This window comes from Gordonia sp. HS-NH1 (assembly GCF_001418765.1).
GTDB lineage: Bacteria > Actinomycetota > Actinomycetes > Mycobacteriales > Mycobacteriaceae > Gordonia.
Genome location: NZ_LIYC01000001.1, coordinates 146,486 through 163,274 on the forward strand (window position 1 = coordinate 146,486; position 16,789 = coordinate 163,274).

Annotated in this window: 14 protein-coding genes; 7 read left to right on the top strand and 7 right to left on the bottom strand. The window is 68.0% G+C overall.

Going from position 1 to position 16,789, the window contains the following annotated elements:
- Positions 1–87 precede the first annotated feature (87 nt).
- From echA20 to AMD30_RS00620, 5 genes are all read left to right on the top strand, one after another.
- A complete protein-coding gene (gene echA20 / locus AMD30_RS00600; RefSeq protein ID WP_055474395.1) occupies positions 88–873 on the top strand; it encodes a (7aS)-7a-methyl-1,5-dioxo-2,3,5,6,7,7a-hexahydro-1H-indene-carboxyl-CoA hydrolase in 786 nt (261 codons plus the stop codon).
- Position 874: 1 nt separating this feature from the next.
- The gene (locus tag AMD30_RS00605; RefSeq protein WP_010840668.1) at positions 875–1,768 is read left to right on the top strand and encodes a CoA transferase subunit A; all 894 of its coding nucleotides are present in this window, start codon (positions 875–877) and stop codon (positions 1,766–1,768) included.
- Entirely contained in the window at positions 1,765–2,556 is a 792-nt protein-coding gene (locus AMD30_RS00610) for a CoA-transferase subunit beta (protein WP_055474396.1), read from the top strand. The genes AMD30_RS00605 and AMD30_RS00610 overlap by 4 nt, the downstream gene beginning before the upstream one ends.
- Positions 2,553–3,665 carry an NAD(P)H-dependent flavin oxidoreductase gene (locus tag AMD30_RS00615; protein ID WP_010840670.1) on the top strand — a complete coding sequence of 371 codons (1,113 nt, stop codon included), beginning with the start codon at positions 2,553–2,555 and terminating at the stop codon, positions 3,663–3,665. Before AMD30_RS00610 ends, AMD30_RS00615 begins: the two co-directional genes overlap by 4 nt.
- 94 nt (positions 3,666–3,759) lie before the next feature.
- On the top strand, positions 3,760–4,551 hold the full coding sequence (locus AMD30_RS00620) for an ABC transporter ATP-binding protein (protein WP_055474397.1): 792 nt from the start codon (positions 3,760–3,762) through the stop codon (positions 4,549–4,551).
- A gap of 148 nt (positions 4,552–4,699) precedes the next feature.
- Here the strand turns inward: AMD30_RS00620 and AMD30_RS00625 are convergent, their stop codons facing one another.
- The 7 genes from AMD30_RS00625 to AMD30_RS00655 all read right to left on the bottom strand — a co-directional run bounded on the left by AMD30_RS00625 (position 4,700) and on the right by AMD30_RS00655 (position 14,164).
- Positions 4,700–6,436: an ABC transporter ATP-binding protein gene (locus tag AMD30_RS00625; RefSeq protein ID WP_055474398.1), complete on the bottom strand. Its 1,737-nt coding sequence runs from the start codon at positions 6,434–6,436 to the stop codon at positions 4,700–4,702.
- Positions 6,433–8,337, bottom strand: a complete 1,905-nt coding sequence (locus tag AMD30_RS00630; protein ID WP_044507212.1) for an ABC transporter ATP-binding protein — start codon at positions 8,335–8,337, stop codon at positions 6,433–6,435. The genes AMD30_RS00625 and AMD30_RS00630 overlap by 4 nt, the downstream gene beginning before the upstream one ends.
- 61 nt (positions 8,338–8,398) lie before the next feature.
- Complete coding sequence (locus tag AMD30_RS00635) at positions 8,399–9,082, bottom strand: TetR family transcriptional regulator (protein ID WP_083889035.1); 684 nt, start codon at positions 9,080–9,082, stop codon at positions 8,399–8,401.
- A gap of 87 nt (positions 9,083–9,169) precedes the next feature.
- On the bottom strand, positions 9,170–10,696 hold the full coding sequence (locus tag AMD30_RS00640) for an aldehyde dehydrogenase family protein (RefSeq protein ID WP_055474399.1): 1,527 nt from the start codon (positions 10,694–10,696) through the stop codon (positions 9,170–9,172).
- Between the two features lie 162 nt (positions 10,697–10,858).
- Positions 10,859–12,016 (bottom strand): acetyl-CoA C-acetyltransferase, encoded by a 1,158-nt coding sequence (locus tag AMD30_RS00645; RefSeq protein WP_055474400.1) that lies wholly within the window; start codon positions 12,014–12,016, stop codon positions 10,859–10,861.
- A 37-nt stretch (positions 12,017–12,053) separates the two neighbouring features.
- On the bottom strand, positions 12,054–12,893 hold the full coding sequence (locus AMD30_RS00650) for an SDR family oxidoreductase (protein WP_055474401.1): 840 nt from the start codon (positions 12,891–12,893) through the stop codon (positions 12,054–12,056).
- Positions 12,893–14,164 carry an acyl-CoA dehydrogenase family protein gene (locus AMD30_RS00655; RefSeq protein WP_055474402.1) on the bottom strand — a complete coding sequence of 424 codons (1,272 nt, stop codon included), beginning with the start codon at positions 14,162–14,164 and terminating at the stop codon, positions 12,893–12,895. Before AMD30_RS00655 ends, AMD30_RS00650 begins: the two co-directional genes overlap by 1 nt.
- A gap of 43 nt (positions 14,165–14,207) precedes the next feature.
- On the opposite strand from AMD30_RS00655, the gene AMD30_RS00660 reads away from it, so the two are divergent.
- Both AMD30_RS00660 and AMD30_RS00665 read left to right on the top strand, forming a co-directional pair.
- The gene (locus AMD30_RS00660; protein ID WP_055474403.1) at positions 14,208–15,791 is read left to right on the top strand and encodes a FadD3 family acyl-CoA ligase; all 1,584 of its coding nucleotides are present in this window, start codon (positions 14,208–14,210) and stop codon (positions 15,789–15,791) included.
- Positions 15,792–15,899: 108 nt separating this feature from the next.
- Complete coding sequence (locus AMD30_RS00665; RefSeq protein WP_231632609.1) at positions 15,900–16,775, top strand: type IV toxin-antitoxin system AbiEi family antitoxin domain-containing protein; 876 nt, start codon at positions 15,900–15,902, stop codon at positions 16,773–16,775.
- Positions 16,776–16,789: the final 14 nt, after the last annotated feature.

Here is a 16,789-nt window from a genome sequence, read left to right on the forward strand (position 1 = left end):
TGCTACCCTACCAAACAACCAAGCACTTGCTTGGTGCGCTTCCGCAGTCCTCTGGGCTGTCCGAACCGCCCCATGAGAGGAGCCCGCGTGCCGATCACCACGACACGTTCCGATACCGGGATCGTGACGGTCACCGTCGACTACCCGCCGGTCAACGCGCTGCCATCGGCCGCGTGGTTCGAACTCGGCGACGCCATCACAGCCGCGGGATCGGACCCGACCACCCACGTGGTGGTGCTGCGTGCCGAGGGTCGCGGCTTCAACGCGGGCGTCGACATCAAGGAGATGCAGGCGACCGACGGATTCGACGCGTTGATCGGCGCCAACCGCGGATGCGCCGCCGCGTTCGGTGCGGTCTACGACTGCGCCGTACCCGTCGTCGTCGCCGTGAACGGGTTCTGCGTGGGCGGGGGCATCGGACTCGTCGGGAACGCCGACGTCATCGTGGCGTCCGACGACGCCGTCTTCGGTCTGCCCGAGGTCGACCGCGGAGCGCTCGGCGCGGCAACACATCTCGCGCGCCTCGTGCCACAGCACATGATGCGAACCCTCTACTTCACCGCCAAGAACGTCACCGCCCAGCAACTCGAGCACTTCGGGTCGGTGTATCGGGTCGTGCCCCGCGAGGAGCTGCTCGACGCCGCACTCGAGATCGCGGAGGCCATCGCCGCCAAGGACACCCGGGTGATCCGCGCCGCCAAGGAGGCGATCAACAACATCGATCCCGTCGACGTCAAGGCGAGTTACCGCCTCGAACAGGGATACACCTTCGAGCTGAACCTGGCCGGTGTCGCCGACGAACACCGCGATGCCTTCGTGTCGACCGGCAAGCCGCTCGCCGCGAATTCCGCTTCGGATGGAGGACATGCCTGAGATGCCCACCGACAAGACAAGCACTTTCGACGACGTCATCGCCGAGCTGCGCGACGGCATGACCATCGGCATCGGCGGATGGGGTTCGCGCCGTAAGCCGATGGCGCTCGTGCGCGCACTCGCCCGGTCCGACGTCAAGGACCTCACCGTGGTCACCTACGGCGGACCCGACCTCGGATTGCTCTGCGCCGCAGGCAAGGTGCGCCGCGCGTATTACGGCTTCGTCTCACTCGACTCGGCCCCGTTCTACGATCCGTGGTTCGCCAAGGCGCGCACGAACGGCGAGATCGAGGTCCGCGAGATGGACGAGGGAATGGTGAAGTGCGGCCTGGAGGCAGCCGCCGCGCGCGTGCCGTTCCTGCCCATCCGCGCCGGCCTCGGCTCCGACGTCCTCAACTTCTGGGAAGGCGAGCTGAAGACCGTCACCTCGCCCTATCCCGACGCCGACGGCCGTACCCAGACGCTGGTGGCCATGCCGGCGCTGACGCTCGACGCCGCCTTCGTGCACCTGGATCTGGCCGACGTCCACGGCAACGCCGCCTACACCGGTGTCGACCCGTACTTCGACGATCTCTACTGCGCCGCGGCGCAACGTCGCTACCTCGAGGCCGATCAGATCGTCTCGACCGAGGTGCTCGTCAAGACCGTTCCGCATCAGCGTCTCCTGCTCAACCGCATGGCCGTCGACCGGGTTGTCCAAGCGCCCAACGGGGCCCACTTCACGTTCGCCGGGGAGTACGGGCGGGACGAGAAATTCCAGCAGTTCTACGTCGCGTCCGCGAAGGAACCCGAGACGTGGGAGGCGTTCTCGCGCCGATTCCTCGACGTCGACGAGCAGACGTACCAGCGAGAAGTGGCCGCGTGGCAGGACGAGCAGAAGGAGACCGGACAGTGAGCACCGCCGAAACCGCGACCACGCCCGGCGATTTCCCCGCACCGGAGGAACCCACACGCGCCGAGTACTGCGTCATCTCGTGTGCCGACATCTTCGCCGGCGCCGGCGAGATCATGGCATCGCCGATGGCACCCACTCCCCTGCTCGGCGCCCGGCTGGCGCGCCTCACCACCGAACCCGACCTGCTGATCACCGACGGCGAGGCGCTGATCCTCGCCGACACCCCGCCGATCGGCAAGACCGGGCCGATCGAGGGCTGGATGCCCTTCCGCAAGGTCTTCGACGTCGTGGCGTCGGGCCGCCGTCATGTGGTGATGGGCGCCAACCAGATCGACCGGTACGGCAACCAGAATCTGTCCGCCTTCGGCCCGTTGCAACGTCCCACCCGCCAGATGTTCGGTGTGCGCGGCGCGCCCGGGAACACCATCAACCACCCCACCAGCTACTGGGTGCCCCGCCACACGGCGCGCGTCTTCGGCGAGTCCGTCGACATCGTGTCGGGCGTCGGCTTCGACAAGGTCGATCCCGAGAACCCGGCCTTCGACGACCTGAACATCCACCGCGTCGTCACCAATCTCGGCGTCTTCGACTTCGGCGGGCCGGGCCACACCATGCGCGCCCTGTCCCTGCATCCCGGGGTCGGTGCCGACGAGGTGGCCGAGAACACCGGCTTCGAGATCGCGGGTCTTGCCGACGCACCGGCAACACGCCGGCCTACGGCGGAGGAGCTCGGCCTGATCCGGGACGTCCTCGACCCGAAGGGCGTCCGCAACAAGGAGGTCCGATGAGCGGCCCCACCGCCGCGCAGCCAAGCCCGGCACGCGCGGCGGGACTGTCGACCCCGTTCACCCGGCTCGTCGGGATCGAGTACCCGATCGTCCAGACCGGGATGGGCTGGGTGTCCGGCCCGTCGCTGACGTCGGCCACCTCGAACGCGGGCGGGCTGGGAATCCTGGCGTCGGCCACGATGACCTTCGCCGAACTCGAAACGGCCATCGGGAAGACGAAGTCGTTGACCGACAAGCCGTTCGGCGTGAACATGCGCGCCGACGCCACTGATGCCCCGGCTCGGATCGACCTGCTGATCCGCGAGGGCGTCAAGGTCGCATCCTTCGCGCTCGCACCCAAACCCGAACTCATCGCCAAGCTCAAGGACCACGGCATCGTCGTGATCCCGTCGATCGGTGCTGCCAAACACGCCGTCAAGGTCGCATCCTGGGGTGCCGACGCGGTGATCGTGCAGGGCGGCGAGGGCGGCGGCCACACCGGGCCCGTCGCCACCACATTGCTGCTGCCATCGGTGCTGGATGCGTTGGCCGCCAAGGGTATCGACATGCCGGTGGTGGCCGCGGGCGGGTTCTTCGACGGTCGCGGACTCGCCGCCGCGCTCGCCTACGGCGCTCAAGGCGTCGCGATGGGCACCCGGTTCCTGCTGACGTCGGACAGCGCGGTGCCCGACTCGGTCAAGCAGGAGTACCTCGCACGTGGTCTCAACGACACCGTCGTCTCGGTGAAGGTCGACGGCATGCCGCACCGGGTGTTGCGTACACCGTTGGTGGAGGCGCTGGAGAACGGGAGCCCGGTCAAGGCACTCGTCGCCGCGGCCCGAAACGCCAACGAGTTCAAGCAGATGACCGGGATGCGCTGGACGACGATGCTCAAAGACGGACGCACGATGAAGAAGTCGGGCGAACGCACGTGGCAGCAGGTGATCATGGCCGGCAACACCCCCATGTTGCTCAAGGCCGGCCTCGTCGAGGGCGACACCCGCGCCGGGGTGCTCGCCTCCGGCCAGGTGGTCGGGATGATCGAGGACCTGCCGAGCTGTGACGAGCTGATCCAGTCGATCATGACCCAGGCGCACGAACGGCTGAAGGGCCTCGGGGCGCTGGGTTAGGGTCGGTGGCTTTCGAGGCCTTCGAGGCCCGGAGCGTGCGGAGGGCCGACACCCCCTGAGGAGGCCCGGAGCGTGCCGCCGGTAGGTTCGCATCGTGACGAACCCCGATGTCCTCCGCCTGGATTCGGTCGACTTCGTGCGGCAGTCCCGCGCGATCCTCACCGACATCGACCTCACCATCCGGGCCGGCGAGCGGTGGGCGCTCATCGGTCCGAACGGTGCGGGCAAGTCGACGATCCTGAGCCTCTGCGGCGCGCAGGAACATCCGACGCGCGGCAGCGTCCACGTCCTCGGACACCAACTGGGGCGGGTCGAGACCCGGAAGCTCCGTGAGTCCATCGGCCACGTCAATCCCAGGCATCCGCTGCGGTCGCCGCTGACGATCCGCGAGGTCGTGCTCACCGGCGCTACCGGAACCACCGAGCTGATGGATCGCAGGCAACCGACCCCGGAGACTCTCGCCCGGGCCGACGAGTTGATCGAGACGCTCGGCCTGAGCGCCCTCGCGTCGGCGCCGTGGACGAACCTGTCGCAGGGCGAACGCGGCCGGACGCTGATCGCCCGCGCGCTGCTGCCCGATCCACGCCTCCTGCTGCTCGACGAGCCGTCGACCGGTCTCGACGTCGCCGCCCGCGAGCGACTCCTGCAGACCGTCGACCGACTCCACCGGACCCACCCCGACCTCGCGACGGTGCTCGTCACCCATCACCTCGAGGAACTGCCCGAGACGACGACGCACGCCGTCCTGGTGACCGGCGGCCGGGTCCTCGTCGCGGGCCCGGTCCACGACGTCCTGACCACCGCGCTGGTGACCGAGTGCTTCGACCACCCCATCGAGATCACCCACCGCGACGGGCGATGGTCGGCGCGAGGCGCCCGCGACTGACCCTTCGTGACGGCCCTCCGCAAGCTCCGGACCTCCTCAGGGAGCAGGGGTGACGGCCCTCCGCAAGCTCCGGACCTCCTCAGGGAGCATGGGGACGCTCACACCTCAGGCAGCAGTAGGAAAACCGCCCTGAGGAGGGTGACGCCGCCTAAGCCGATGGCGTCAGCGTCCATCCGGCAGCGGCGGCGCGCTGGTCCCAGAACTCCCGGTAACGCCCACCGCGGGTGAGCAGTTCGTCGTGGGTGCCGATGTCGTCGACGCCACCCTGGTCGTCGAGCACGACGATCTGGTCGGCGGCGATCACGGTCGACAGCTTGTGTGCGATGACGAGCACCGTGCTCTGATCGGCGAGCCTGCGGATGGATTCGGCGACGTGGGTCTCGTTCTCGGGATCGAGAGCGCTGGTCGCCTCGTCGAAGAGCACGATCGGCGCGCCCTTCAGCAGAGCGCGGGCGATCGAGACACGTTGCCGCTCACCGCCGGACAGGGCCGAACCGCCCTCGCCGACGACCGTGTGCCAGCCGTCGGGCAACCGGTCGACGATCGAGGTGACCCCGGCGGTCTCGGCGGCCGCGCGGATTTCGTCGTCGGTCGCCTCGGGGCGGCCGAGTTTGATGTTCTCCCACAGCGTGTCGTCGAAGAGGTAGACGTCCTGGAACACCTGGGACAACTGGCCCATGAGTGCACCGGTCTCCTGCTCGCGCACGTCGACGCCGCCGACCTTCACGACGCCGCCGTCGACGTCGTAGAACCGGGCGATGAGGCGGAAGATCGTCGACTTACCCGAGCCCGACGGGCCGACGAGAGCGGTCATCGTGCCCGGGCGTGCCCGCAGCGACACGTTGCGCAGGACCTGCGCACCGGTCTCGTATCCGAATGCGACACCGTCGAGTTCGACGGCACCCGGTTCGGTGATCTCCGCCGGTTGATCGGGCGCGGGCATCCGGTCGGTGTCGAGCACGCCGGTGATGCGGTTGATCTCGTCGGTGGACATGCGCAGCGTCGAACCCAGTTCCGCGAGTTCGCCGATGGGACCGAAGAAGCGCGCCGCGAGACCGAAGACCGCGATCAGCAGGGCGGGCTCGATGTGTCCCGCCACGGCCAGCCACGCACCGAGCGCGAGCACGGCGCTGAAGACGACCTGCACCGACAACCCGTTCAGCAGGATGCCGAGGATCGAGCGCCACAGCATCGACTTGCCCACGCGTGCTTGCTGTCCGAGGGCGTCGGCGAGCGGCTTGTGCGCGGAGTCCGAATCGCCGAAGGCTCGCAGCACCGCCTGGCAGCGGGCGAATTCCAGGACGCGGTTGTTGACCTTGACGGCCTCGGCGCGCTTGCGTCCCTCGGACTTCGCGAGGAACGAGCTCGACAACTTGCCGACATACATGAGGAGCAACGTGCCGGCGACCATGAGAAGGCCGATGCGCCAGTCGAAGAAGCAGATGCCGATGACGACCACGACGGAGCTGACCGTGTTGACCACGACCGGGGTGATGTAGTGCGCACCGGTGCTGCCCACGAACATCGTTCCCTTGACCGCGATCTGGGAGACGTCGCCGACCCGGTCACGGGTGAACCATCCGAGCGGCAGCGTGACCATGTGATCGCCGAGCCGGTGGTGCAGCATGCGCATGGCGTAGAGGGCCATCGTCATGCCCTTGAGTGACTGCACGTAGGCGCTCACCGCGCAGATGACGACGAGGACGGCCAACGGCCACAACCAGTTCGCGGCGGCGGACAGATCACCGGTCAGCAGATGCTCGACGATCGGGACCAGGGTGAGCATCGCCAGCCCCTGCGCGACGCCGTAGACGACCACCCAGGACAGGAAGACGACCATGCGTGCACGTTCGGAACCCAGGATCGTGTAGAAACCGCGGATCATCGTGCCACCTCGCTGTTCGCGACCGCGCCGCGCGCGATCTCCTCGTCCTGTCTGGTGGTCCCGGCCTCGTAGGCGGCCCACATCGACGCGTACAGCCCGCCGCGGGCGACCAGTTCGTCCTGGCGGCCCTGTTCGACGACCCGGCCCCGGTCGAGGACGACGATGTTGTCCGCGTGCGTGATCGAGCCGAGACGGTGGGCGATGACGAGTACGGTCCGCCCGGTCATCAGCGCGCCGATGGCCTGCTGGATCTGCGCCTCGGACTCGGGGTCGGCGAAGGCGGTGGCCTCGTCGAGGACGAGGATCGGCGTGTCGGCGAGCAGTGCCCGCGCGATCGAGACACGTTGTGCCTCACCGCCGGAGAAGTGGGCACCATCGCCGACCACGGTGTCGTAACCGTCGGGCAGCTCCAGGATGCGCTCGTGGATCTGCGCGGCCCGGGCGGCGTCGTGGACCTGCTCGTCGCTCGCGTCCGGACGGCCGAGGCGGATGTTGTCACGCACCGACATCGTCAGCAGCTGCACGTCCTGCAGCACGAAACCGACGTGGCGGTAGAGCTCGGAGGGTGCGATGTCGCGCACGTCGACCCCGCCGATACGCACCGCACCGGAGTCGGGATCACCGAAACGCGGGAGCAGCGTCGCGAGCGTCGACTTCCCGCTTCCCGACGGCCCGACGAGCGCGGTCACGGTGCCCTCGGCCAGCTCCACGCTGACGTCGTCGAGCGCCTTCACCCCGGACGGCACCCCGAGACGGGGCGGGTAGGTGAAGTGCACGTTCTCGATACGCACGTCGTGACCGGCAGGCACCTGTGGATTCTCCGGGACGACCAGCTCCGGTTCGGCGAGCAGCGCGGCGATGCGCAGCGCCGCGGCCGAGGCCTGCTGACGGGTGTGCACCGCGGTGGACACGGTGAGCAGCGCGGTCGGCAGCACCATCGCGATCAGCGTCGAGCCGACGAGTTCGATGGGCTGCACCCAGCCGTTGTCGACGAGCCAGTACCCGACCCCGAGGTTGACCAGCAGGATCAGCGGCGCGCTGATCAGGACGGTGGTGACCGCCTGGACGCGCAGCATCGGGCCCATGTAACCGGCGAAGTCGTCGTTGAACTCGTCGGCGGCGTCGACGAACCGCCGGTGCGCCTTACCGGTCTGCCCGAACGTCTTCACGACGGCGACTCCCGAGATGAACTCGACGATGGTCGCACTGATCCGCGCCACACCCTTGTCCATCTTCTCCATCTCGGTCGTGAGGTCACGGGCCATGTAGGAGTAGGTCAACGCGTACAGCGGCACCGTGGCGACGGCGAGGAGTCCGAGACGCCAATCCAGGTAGAAGCAGTAGATCAACGCGAAGATCGGCGAGAGCATCGCCGCCGTCGCCTCGACCGTCGCGTGCGCGACGAGGTAGTGCAGGTCGGCGACGTCGTTCTGCACGGACTTGCGGACGGCACCGGAGCTGGTGCGGCTGAACCATCCCAGCGGCAACCGACCGAGCTTGTCCGCGATGCGGATTCGGAGTTGCGCCTGTAGATCGAGATCGGCGAAGTGGGTGATCGCCAGTGCGAGGAAACTGAAGGCGGCGCGAGCACCGAGACCGGCGACGACCAGCCACACGACCAGCCACACGCGTCCCGAGTCGATCGGTCCCGGCTCGAGCAGGATGCGCCCGAGCTCGACGATCCCGATGAACGGCACCACCGTTGCGGCGGAGGCGAAGATCTGCACGAACTGGGCGAGCATCGTGCGCGTCTTCACCGGGGCCAGGACGTCGGCGAGTGCGGCGGCTTTCGCCTTGGACTCGGATCTGGCCTGGGCGCGCGCGGCTTTCGGATCGTCGGGTTCGGCGTCGACGTCGGAGACTGCTGCCGGCGCGGACACATCGGTTCCGCCAATTGTCATATGCGCACAATAACGGCCGGACGCTGGGAAAGGAAAGCTACCCTAACTTCGACGTCGGTGGTCAGCGCGGCAGGATGCCGTCGAGGACCACCGACAGATACTGGTCCGCGATCGAATCGACCGACATCGTGCCGCCGGGCCGGTACCACCGCACGGCGACCCACACGGTGTCGCGCATGAACCGGTAGACGAGCTCGACGTCGAGATCTGCCCGGAACTCCCCGTTCTCGACCCCGCGTTGCAGCACCGACTGCCACAGCTGCCGGAACTCGACGTTCAGTTCGGAGATGTAGGTGAAGCGTTCCTGGCCGGAGAGACGCTTCGCCTCGTCCTGGTAGATCGCGACCGCGTTGCGTTCGGCATCGATGGACTCGAACGACGCGATGACGAGTCCGCGCAGGGTCTCGGTCGCCGACGTGCTCGACGCCGCGATCTGCCGGTAACGGGCGAACAGGTCGTCGAGGAAGCCCCGCAGGATCTCGTCGACCATCGACTCCTTGGAGTCGAAATGGTGATAGAGGCTGCCGGACAGGATGCCGGCGGCGTCGGCGATGTCCCGGACCGTCGTCGACCGCAGACCCTGCTCGGCGAACATCCGCCCGGCCGTCGCCAGCAGCTCGTCTCGACGCGACGAGCGGGCCGGCGTATCGGTCCGCTGTCCGCCGGCCGGCTTGACGTCCGCGGCGGCCGCGGTCGCGTCGGATCTGCCTTTCGCATCGATCCTGGTCTGGCCTCGTGGTGACAAGCGCATCCTCCTGAGAGAGTCTGCGCACACCCTAGCAAGCGCTTGGCCGGGACCGTCGGTCGACGATCCCGGCCACGACGACCGATCTTATGCGCCGAGGCGCTTGCGCACCTTCTTCATCGCGCGGTTGTTGAAGAACTTCCACAGTTTGAGCTGATTGTTCGTCAGCTTCGTGTCCTTGGGCAGGAACGGCGGCGACATCATCTCGGCAACACTCACCGGCAGCGTCGAGAACGCGACGGCCCGCGCGTGGCTGAACGTCTCGAAGCCGGTGCGGCCGTGGTATCCGCCCATCCCGCTGTTGCCGACACCCGCGAACGGCAGCTCGCCGCTGAACAGGTGGATGGCGAAGTCGTTGCCGTTGATCGAGCCGCTGCGCGTGTTGTCGGCGAGCTTCTGGAACCGCTCGTTCTGGTCGCCGCACCAGTACATGGTCAGCGGATGCGGGTGCGAGCTGATCTGACTGATGACCTCGGACAGGTCGCGGTAGGGGTACACGGTCAGCACCGGACCGAAGACCTCGTCCTCCTCGATCTTCATGCCCGCCTTCACGCCGGTCAGCAGCGTCGGCGGGATCTTGCGGCGCGCGGCGTCCGGCAGCGGTTCGCCGCCGGGGATCACCTGACGCTTGGTGGCGCCCAGCTGCTCGGCGTCGTCGATGAGCCCGAGGATGCGCTCATAGTTCTTCTGGTTGATCGTCGAGGTGTACTGGTCGTTGTCGATGATCGTCGGGAAGTTCTTGGTCCACCGCGCGACGACCTTGTCGGTGAACTCACCGAGCTTGGCCTCGGGGACGAAGACGTAGTCCGGGCACAGGCACACCTGGCCGCCGTTGACCATTCGGGCGTCGGCGAGCATCGTCGCGGCCTTGTCGATGTCGGCGTCGATGTCGACGACAGCCGGGTTCTTCCCGCCGAGTTCGAGAGTGACCGGGATGAGGTTCTTCGCGGCCTCCTGAGCCACCGAGGCACCGACGCCGGGCGAGCCGGTGAAGAACATGTGATCGACCTTGAGCTTGGCGAAGTCCGAACCCGAACCGTGCTTCGACGTGGCGACCGCCAGCTCCTCGATCGAGAAGTAGTCCGGCGCGTGCTTGGCGATCACGTCCGTGGTCTTCGCCGTCACCGACGACGGGCGCAGGATGACCCGGTTACCGGCCGCGAAAGCCGAACCCGCGGGCACGATCGTGAGCTGCAGCGGGAAGTTCCACGGCCCTATGATCCCGACGACACCCAGCGGGTCGTGCCGGATGCTCTGCTTGTATCCGAGCAGGCCCTGGACCTTGGCGACCTTGGACTCGGCCATCCAGTCCTTGACGCCCCGGCGCTGGTGAGCGAGGTCGATCATGCAGCCGGCCACATCGGCGGCCAGCGACAGCTCACGCGGGCGGGCACCGAAATCCTCGGCCAACGCGGCGGCGATCTCGTCGGCGTTGTCGAGCAGCAGCGCCGCCAGCCGCGTGATGCGGTCGATGCGGGTGTCGGAGTCGGGGATCCCGTCGCGCAGGAAGGCCGCGCGCTGGATGTCAACCAGTTCGGTCAGCGTGTGTGCCTCCGACGAGACACCCCGCGTCGAAATCGCGTCGGTGCTGGTGTGTTCAGCAGGCTTGGTCATCGAGATCCCCTCAGCTAGGTCGTGCTGCACCTGACGTGCGGCGTTGGAACAAAACAGTCCGCCTGTCCCACACAATAGTATGCGCCAGGTCACACCGTGATGTGGGCACGCCTGTTGTCAGAATGGTACGACCCCGGGACCGAAACGTCGAGGGGTGAACTCTCAGCCGAGCCGCTCGATGATGGTGACGTTGGCGGTCCCGCCGCCTTCACACATGGTCTGCAGGCCGTAGCGGCCGCCGGTGCGCTCGAGTTCGTTGAGCAGGGTGGCGAACAGCTTGGCGCCGGTGGCGCCGAGGGGGTGGCCGAGCGCGATGGCGCCGCCGTTGGGGTTGACCTTGGCGGGGTCGGCGCCGGTCTCCTTGAGCCAGGCGAGCACGACCGGCGCGAATGCCTCGTTGATCTCGACGACGTCGATGTCGTCGATCGACAGTCCGGTCTTGTCGAGCGCGTACTTGGTGGCCGGGATGGGCGCGGAGAGCATCATCACGGGGTCGTCGCCGCGCACGGACATGTGGTGAATGCGGGCGCGCGGTGTCAGGTTGTGCTCCTTCAGCGCACGTTCGGAGACGACGAGTGTCGCCGAGGAGCCGTCGGCGATCTGCGAGGCGACGGCCGCCGTCAGCCGCGACCCCTCGGCGAGCACCTGCAGACCGGCCATCTTCTCCATCGAGGTCTCGCGCGGGCATTCGTCGACGACGCAGTCGCCGAGCGCGACGTTCTCGGCGTCGAACCTGCCGTCGGCGATCGCCGCCCGGGCACGCTCATGTGACTGCAGCGCCCAGCGCTCCATGTCCTCACGACTGATGTCCCACCTCTTGGCCATCATGTCGGCGCCGAGGAACTGGGAGATCTGCGCGTCCCCGAAGCGCTCCTGCCAGCCCGCGGATTCGGCTGTGGGCGTGGTGAATCCGAACTCCTTGCCGGAGATCATCGCCTGCGAGATCGGGATGGCGCTCATGTTCTGCAGCCCGCCGGCGACGACGATGTCCTGGGTGCCGCTCATGACGCCCTGCGCGGCGAAGTGAATCGCCTGCTGGCTGGAGCCGCACTGCCGGTCGACGGTGGTGCCGGGCACCTCCAGCGGGAGACCGGCTGCGAGCCAAGCGGTCCGGGCGACGTTGCCGGCCTGGCCGCCGATGGTGTCGAGGCAGCCGAACACCACGTCGTCGACGGCAGCCGGGTCGATTCCGGTGCGCTCGACGAGGGCGGAGATGATGTGGGCGCCGAGGTCGGCGGGGTGGGTCTTGGCCAGTGAGCCGTTGCGCTTGCCGACCGGGGTGCGGACGGCGTCGACGATGTAGGCCTGGGGGGTGGTCATGGTCGGTGCTCCTTGAATCGGTGGACGTCGTTGGCGGTCAGGCGCGCTGACTGGAGATCGAGACGACCTCGCCGGTGAGGTAGGTGGTGTAGTCGCTGGAGAGCATCGCGACGGTCGCGGCGACCTCCCACACCTCGGCGGCGCGCCCGTAGGCCTCCCGGGCGGCGAGTTCGTCGAGGAGGTTGTCGCTGGTCACCTTCGCGAGGAACGGATGTTTGGCTATCGACGGCGCGATCGCGTTGATTCGCACCCCGACGTCGGCGGCTTCGAGTGCCGAACACCGGGTCAGCGCCATCACCCCGGCCTTCGCCGCGGCGTAGTGGGCCTGTCCGCGCTGGGCCCGCCAGCCGAGCACCGAGGCGTTGTTGACGATGACCCCGTTGTGTTCGACCGAGCCGAAGTACCTCAGGGCCGCGCGGGTGGCGCGGAAGGTACCGGTGAGCGTGATGTCGAGGACGCGGTCCCATTCCTCGTCGGTCATCTCGGCGACCGGGGTCTCCCCGCCGAGTCCGGCGTTGTTGACCAGCACATCGATGCGTCCGAGTTGCGTTGCGGCGTCGTCGATCAGCGCGTCGACCTCCGCGGTGACCTGCACATTGCAGGTGCGCTGGGTGACCGTGCGGCCGGGGAACTCGGCGGCCAGCTTCTCGGCGGCCTCGCCGAGGCGCCGTTCGTGCCAGTCGCTGATGAGCACGTCCGCGCCTTCGAGAAGCGCGCGGCGGGCCGACGCGAAGCCGATACCCGTTCCGGCAGCGGCGGTCACCACGACCTTCTTGCCCAGCAGCAGGTCGTGTCCGGCGACCTCGGCGGGAGGAGTGGCGAGCGGGGAGGCCGCTCGGTCCGTGGCGCGGGCCCCGTTGACGTCGACTCCGGTCATCAGCGTGCCTCTCGGGGTAGGCCGAGCACTCGCTCGGCGATGATGTTGCGCTGCACCTCGTTCGACCCGCCGTAGATCGTGTCGGCACGGGTGAACAGGTAGAGCCGTTGCCATTCGTCGAGTTCGACGTTCTCCGGATCGGCGATGTCGTTGGCCTTGCCTTCGGCGGTCGCGGCCGGACCGATCAGTGCCGGTGCGCCGACGACATCCATCGCGAGTTCGCCGAGATCGCGATGCCAGTTGGCCCACAACAACTTCGACACCGACGCCGCGCCCGCTTGGGAGGTGACGTCACCGTCGAGCGTCCGCTGGGCGTGGGCCCGCATGACCTTCAGCCCGATGTCGGCGCGCGCGAGTCGTGACGCGATCTCCGGATCGTCGACCGACCCGTTGGCTCGCGCGAGGTCGGTGAGATTGCCCAGCTCGCGCGCGAATCCGACCTGCTGGCCCAGCGTCGAGACACCGCGCTCGAACTGCAACAGCCCCATCGCGACCTTCCAGCCGTCGCCGGGGTCGCCGACGATCAGGTCGGCTTCGGTCTCTGCGTCGTCGAAGAACACCTCGTTGAATTCGGATGTGCCGGTGAGCTGTTGGATCGGCCGGACGGTGATTCCCGGCTGATCGAGCGGGACCAGCAGGAAACTCAGCCCGGCGTGCCGCGACGATCCCTTCTCGGTACGTGCGATGACGAACACCCACTGCGCGACATGCGCGAGCGAGGTCCAGATCTTCTGGCCGTTGATGATCCACTTGGCCGATCCGCTCGACTCGTCGAGCCGCGCGGTCGTGGAGACCCCCGCGAGGTCGGAGCCGGCGCCCGGTTCCGAGTAACCCTGCGACCACAACTCGGTGACGTCGACGATCCCGGGCAGCAGACGCCGCTTCTGCTCGTCGGTGCCGTAGGCGATGAGTGTGGGGCCCAGCAGTTCCTCGCCCAGGTGGTTGACCCGGGCGGGCGCATTCGCGCGGGCGTACTCGCGGTGGAAGATGATCCGCTGCTCGAGGGTCGCGCCACGACCGCCGTACTCGACCGGCCAGCCGATGCAGGTCCATCCGGCGCGGGCGAGATGGCGATCCCATTCGAGCCGTTCGGCGAAGAACTCGTGTTCGCTACCCGGGCCGCCACGGCCCTTCAGATCGGCGAAGTCGCCAGTCAGATTCTCGTCGAGCCACGCCCGCACCGCGTCCGCGAACTCGGCGCCGGCGTTCGGTGTCGATTTCGCCCATTCACCCAGGTCGACGGCACGATCGGCGAGATTCGTCGTGGTCATGAGCGCTAGCATAACGCACCAAGCAAGTGCTAGGTTGGGGCGCATGGCGCAGACCTCTCTGCACGAGACTCTCCCCTCTCCCACCACACCGGCCGCACTGCGTCGCGCTGCGCGCACCTGGCCCGACCGTATCGCTCTCGTCGACGGCCAGTGGGACCCTTCGTCACATCCGCGACTCGAGTTGACCTGGGCCCAGTTGCACAGCGCGGTCCGCGCCTTCGCCGGTTCACTCGTGGCATCGGGCATCGAGGCCGGGGACCGGGTCGCCATCTGGTCGCCGAACAGCTTCCACTGGCCGATCGCGGCGCTGGGAGTCCACTACGCCGGCGCCACACTCGTCCCGCTCAACACCCGCTACACCACCGGCGAGGCAGTCGAGATCATCGAACGTTCGGGGGCCCGGGCGGTCGTCGTGTCCGGCGAGTTCCTCGGCGCCGACCACGCGTCGGAACTCCTACGCGATCACCGCGCCTCGATGCCCGCGGTGGTCGTGCGGGTGCCGCTCACCCCCGGCGCGACAGCACCCGACGGTGCGGTCGACTGGCACGATTTCCTCGAACGCGCGACCGACGACGCGTGGGCAGATGCCGACCGTCGCGCCCGCGCCGTCTCCCCGGAGGACATCTCCGACATCCTCTTCACCTCCGGCACGACCGGGAAGTCCAAGGGCGTGCTGGCAACACACCGGCAGACCCTGACCGGGTCACACGGGTGGGGTGCGAACGCGGGGCTGAACCCCGATGACCGCTATCTGATGGTCAACCCGTACTTCCACACGTTCGGATACAAGGCCGGCATCCTGCCGAGCGTCCTGTTCGGCGTGACCATGCTGCCGCTCGCCGTCTACTCGCCGGAGCAGGCGATGAAGCTCGTGTCCGACGAACGCGCGACGGTCTTCCCGGGCGCTCCCACGATCTTCCAGACCATCCTCGACGACCCGAAGCGCGCCGACCACGACCTCTCGAGCCTGCGCATCGTCATCACCGGCGCCGCCATCGTGCCCGTCGTCCTCGTCGAACGCCTGCAGCACGACCTGGGTGTCGACACCGTCATCACCGCCTACGGCCTGACCGAGGCGAGCGGCTTCGTGTCGACCTGCACGCCCGACGACGACGACACGACGGTGGCCAACACCTGCGGACGCGCGTTCCCCGGCATGCAGATCAGGCTCTCCGACGACGGTGAGGTGCTGGCCCGCGGAGACATGGTGATGGTCGGATACCTCGACGATCCGGACGCCACCGCGGCGACGATCGACGCCGACGGGTGGCTCCACACCGGCGACATCGGGACCATCGACGAGCGCGGCAATCTGAAGATCACCGATCGACTCAAGGACATGTACATCTGCGGCGGGTTCAACGTCTATCCCGCGGAGATCGAGCAGACCCTCGCCCGGATCGACGGCGTCACCGAATCGGCGGTCGTCGGCGTACCCGACGATCGCCTCGGCGAAGTGGGCCGCGCCTATCTGACGGTCCGCTCCGGCACCGACCTCGACGAAGCGCAGGTCATCGCATACGCCAGAGAGCACCTCGCCAACTTCAAGATCCCCCGGTCGGTCGTCTTCGTCGACGAGTTCCCCCGCAACGCGTCGGGCAAGATCCTCAAGCGCAACCTCACCTAGCCCCGCGGCGTTTCGTAGCAACAACGCGCGCTATAAGCGCATTCTTGCTACCGAATCGACCCGTGTTCGCGGCGGGAACCGGTCGGGGCCGCGGTGCGTCGAAGTTCTGTGACCGAGGACCCACGCGCGATGATCGCGGCCCACGACGGCGTGTTCACGACCCGGCAGTTGCTCGACGTAGGCGTGTCCGCCGACAGGATCCGACATCGCGTCGCCACCGGCGAGTGGGTCCGGGTCGCCAGGGGTGTCTTCCGAGTCGGCGACCGGACGGTCGATGACCGGATGCGGATGCGGCTCGCCGTGCTGCGTGCCGGGCCGGACGCCGCTCTCGCGAGCTCGGCCGCGGCGTGGTGGCACGGCATCGTCCCCCAGGTCCCCGCGTCCCCCGTGGTGGTCGCACCGCACGGTCGGCACGGGTCACCGGTCGACGGCGCGCGGATCTGGCATCGCAACGTCGACCGCCGGGACCTCACAGAGGTCGACGGATTGGCCGTGACCGCGCTCGAGCTGACGGTTCTCGACGCATCGGTGGAATCGGGGGTGAAAGTGATGGACTCCGCGCTGCTGACCAAGAAGGTCACCGTCGCCGCGCTCGACGTTGTCCAGCGTCGGAACGCCGGGCGTCGAGGCTCTCCGAGAGCGCGCGCGATGCTCGAGGCGATGTCCTCGGGCGCGAGGTCCGAGGCGGAACGAATCACCGCCACACTGCTGCGCGGTTCCGGACTGACGGGATGGTCGGCGAACACGCCCGCCTGCGGTTATGTCCTGGACTTCGCCTTCATGGCGTCGAAGATCGCCATCGAGATCGACGGCATGGCCTTCCACAGCGACGCCGTCGCCTTCCAACGGGACCGGACCCGCCAGAACGACCTCGTCGCGAACGGTTGGACCGTCCTGCGCTTCACCTGGCAGGACGTGACCGCCCGCCCGGCCTGGGTGCTGGCACAGGTCCGGACGGCCCTTCGTCGGAAATCCGTAGCGTGAATACGGCCATAGCG

Bases quoted from the DNA above. Each gene is read 5' to 3' on its own strand.
- AMD30_RS00605 (WP_010840668.1), top strand. From the start codon at position 875: ATGCCCACCGACAAGACAAGCACTTTCGACGACGTCATCGCCGAGCTG.
- AMD30_RS00615 (WP_010840670.1), top strand. From the start codon at position 2,553: ATGAGCGGCCCCACCGCCGCGCAGCCAAGCCCGGCACGCGCGGCGGGA.
- AMD30_RS00625 (WP_055474398.1), bottom strand. From the start codon at position 6,436: ATGATCCGCGGTTTCTACACGATCCTGGGTTCCGAACGTGCACGCATG.
- AMD30_RS00630 (WP_044507212.1), bottom strand. From the start codon at position 8,337: ATGACAATTGGCGGAACCGATGTGTCCGCGCCGGCAGCAGTCTCCGAC.
- AMD30_RS00640 (WP_055474399.1), bottom strand. From the start codon at position 10,696: ATGACCAAGCCTGCTGAACACACCAGCACCGACGCGATTTCGACGCGG.
- AMD30_RS00645 (WP_055474400.1), bottom strand. From the start codon at position 12,016: ATGACCACCCCCCAGGCCTACATCGTCGACGCCGTCCGCACCCCGGTC.
- AMD30_RS00650 (WP_055474401.1), bottom strand. From the start codon at position 12,893: ATGACCGGAGTCGACGTCAACGGGGCCCGCGCCACGGACCGAGCGGCC.
- AMD30_RS00655 (WP_055474402.1), bottom strand. From the start codon at position 14,164: ATGACCACGACGAATCTCGCCGATCGTGCCGTCGACCTGGGTGAATGG.
- AMD30_RS00660 (WP_055474403.1), top strand. From the start codon at position 14,208: ATGGCGCAGACCTCTCTGCACGAGACTCTCCCCTCTCCCACCACACCG.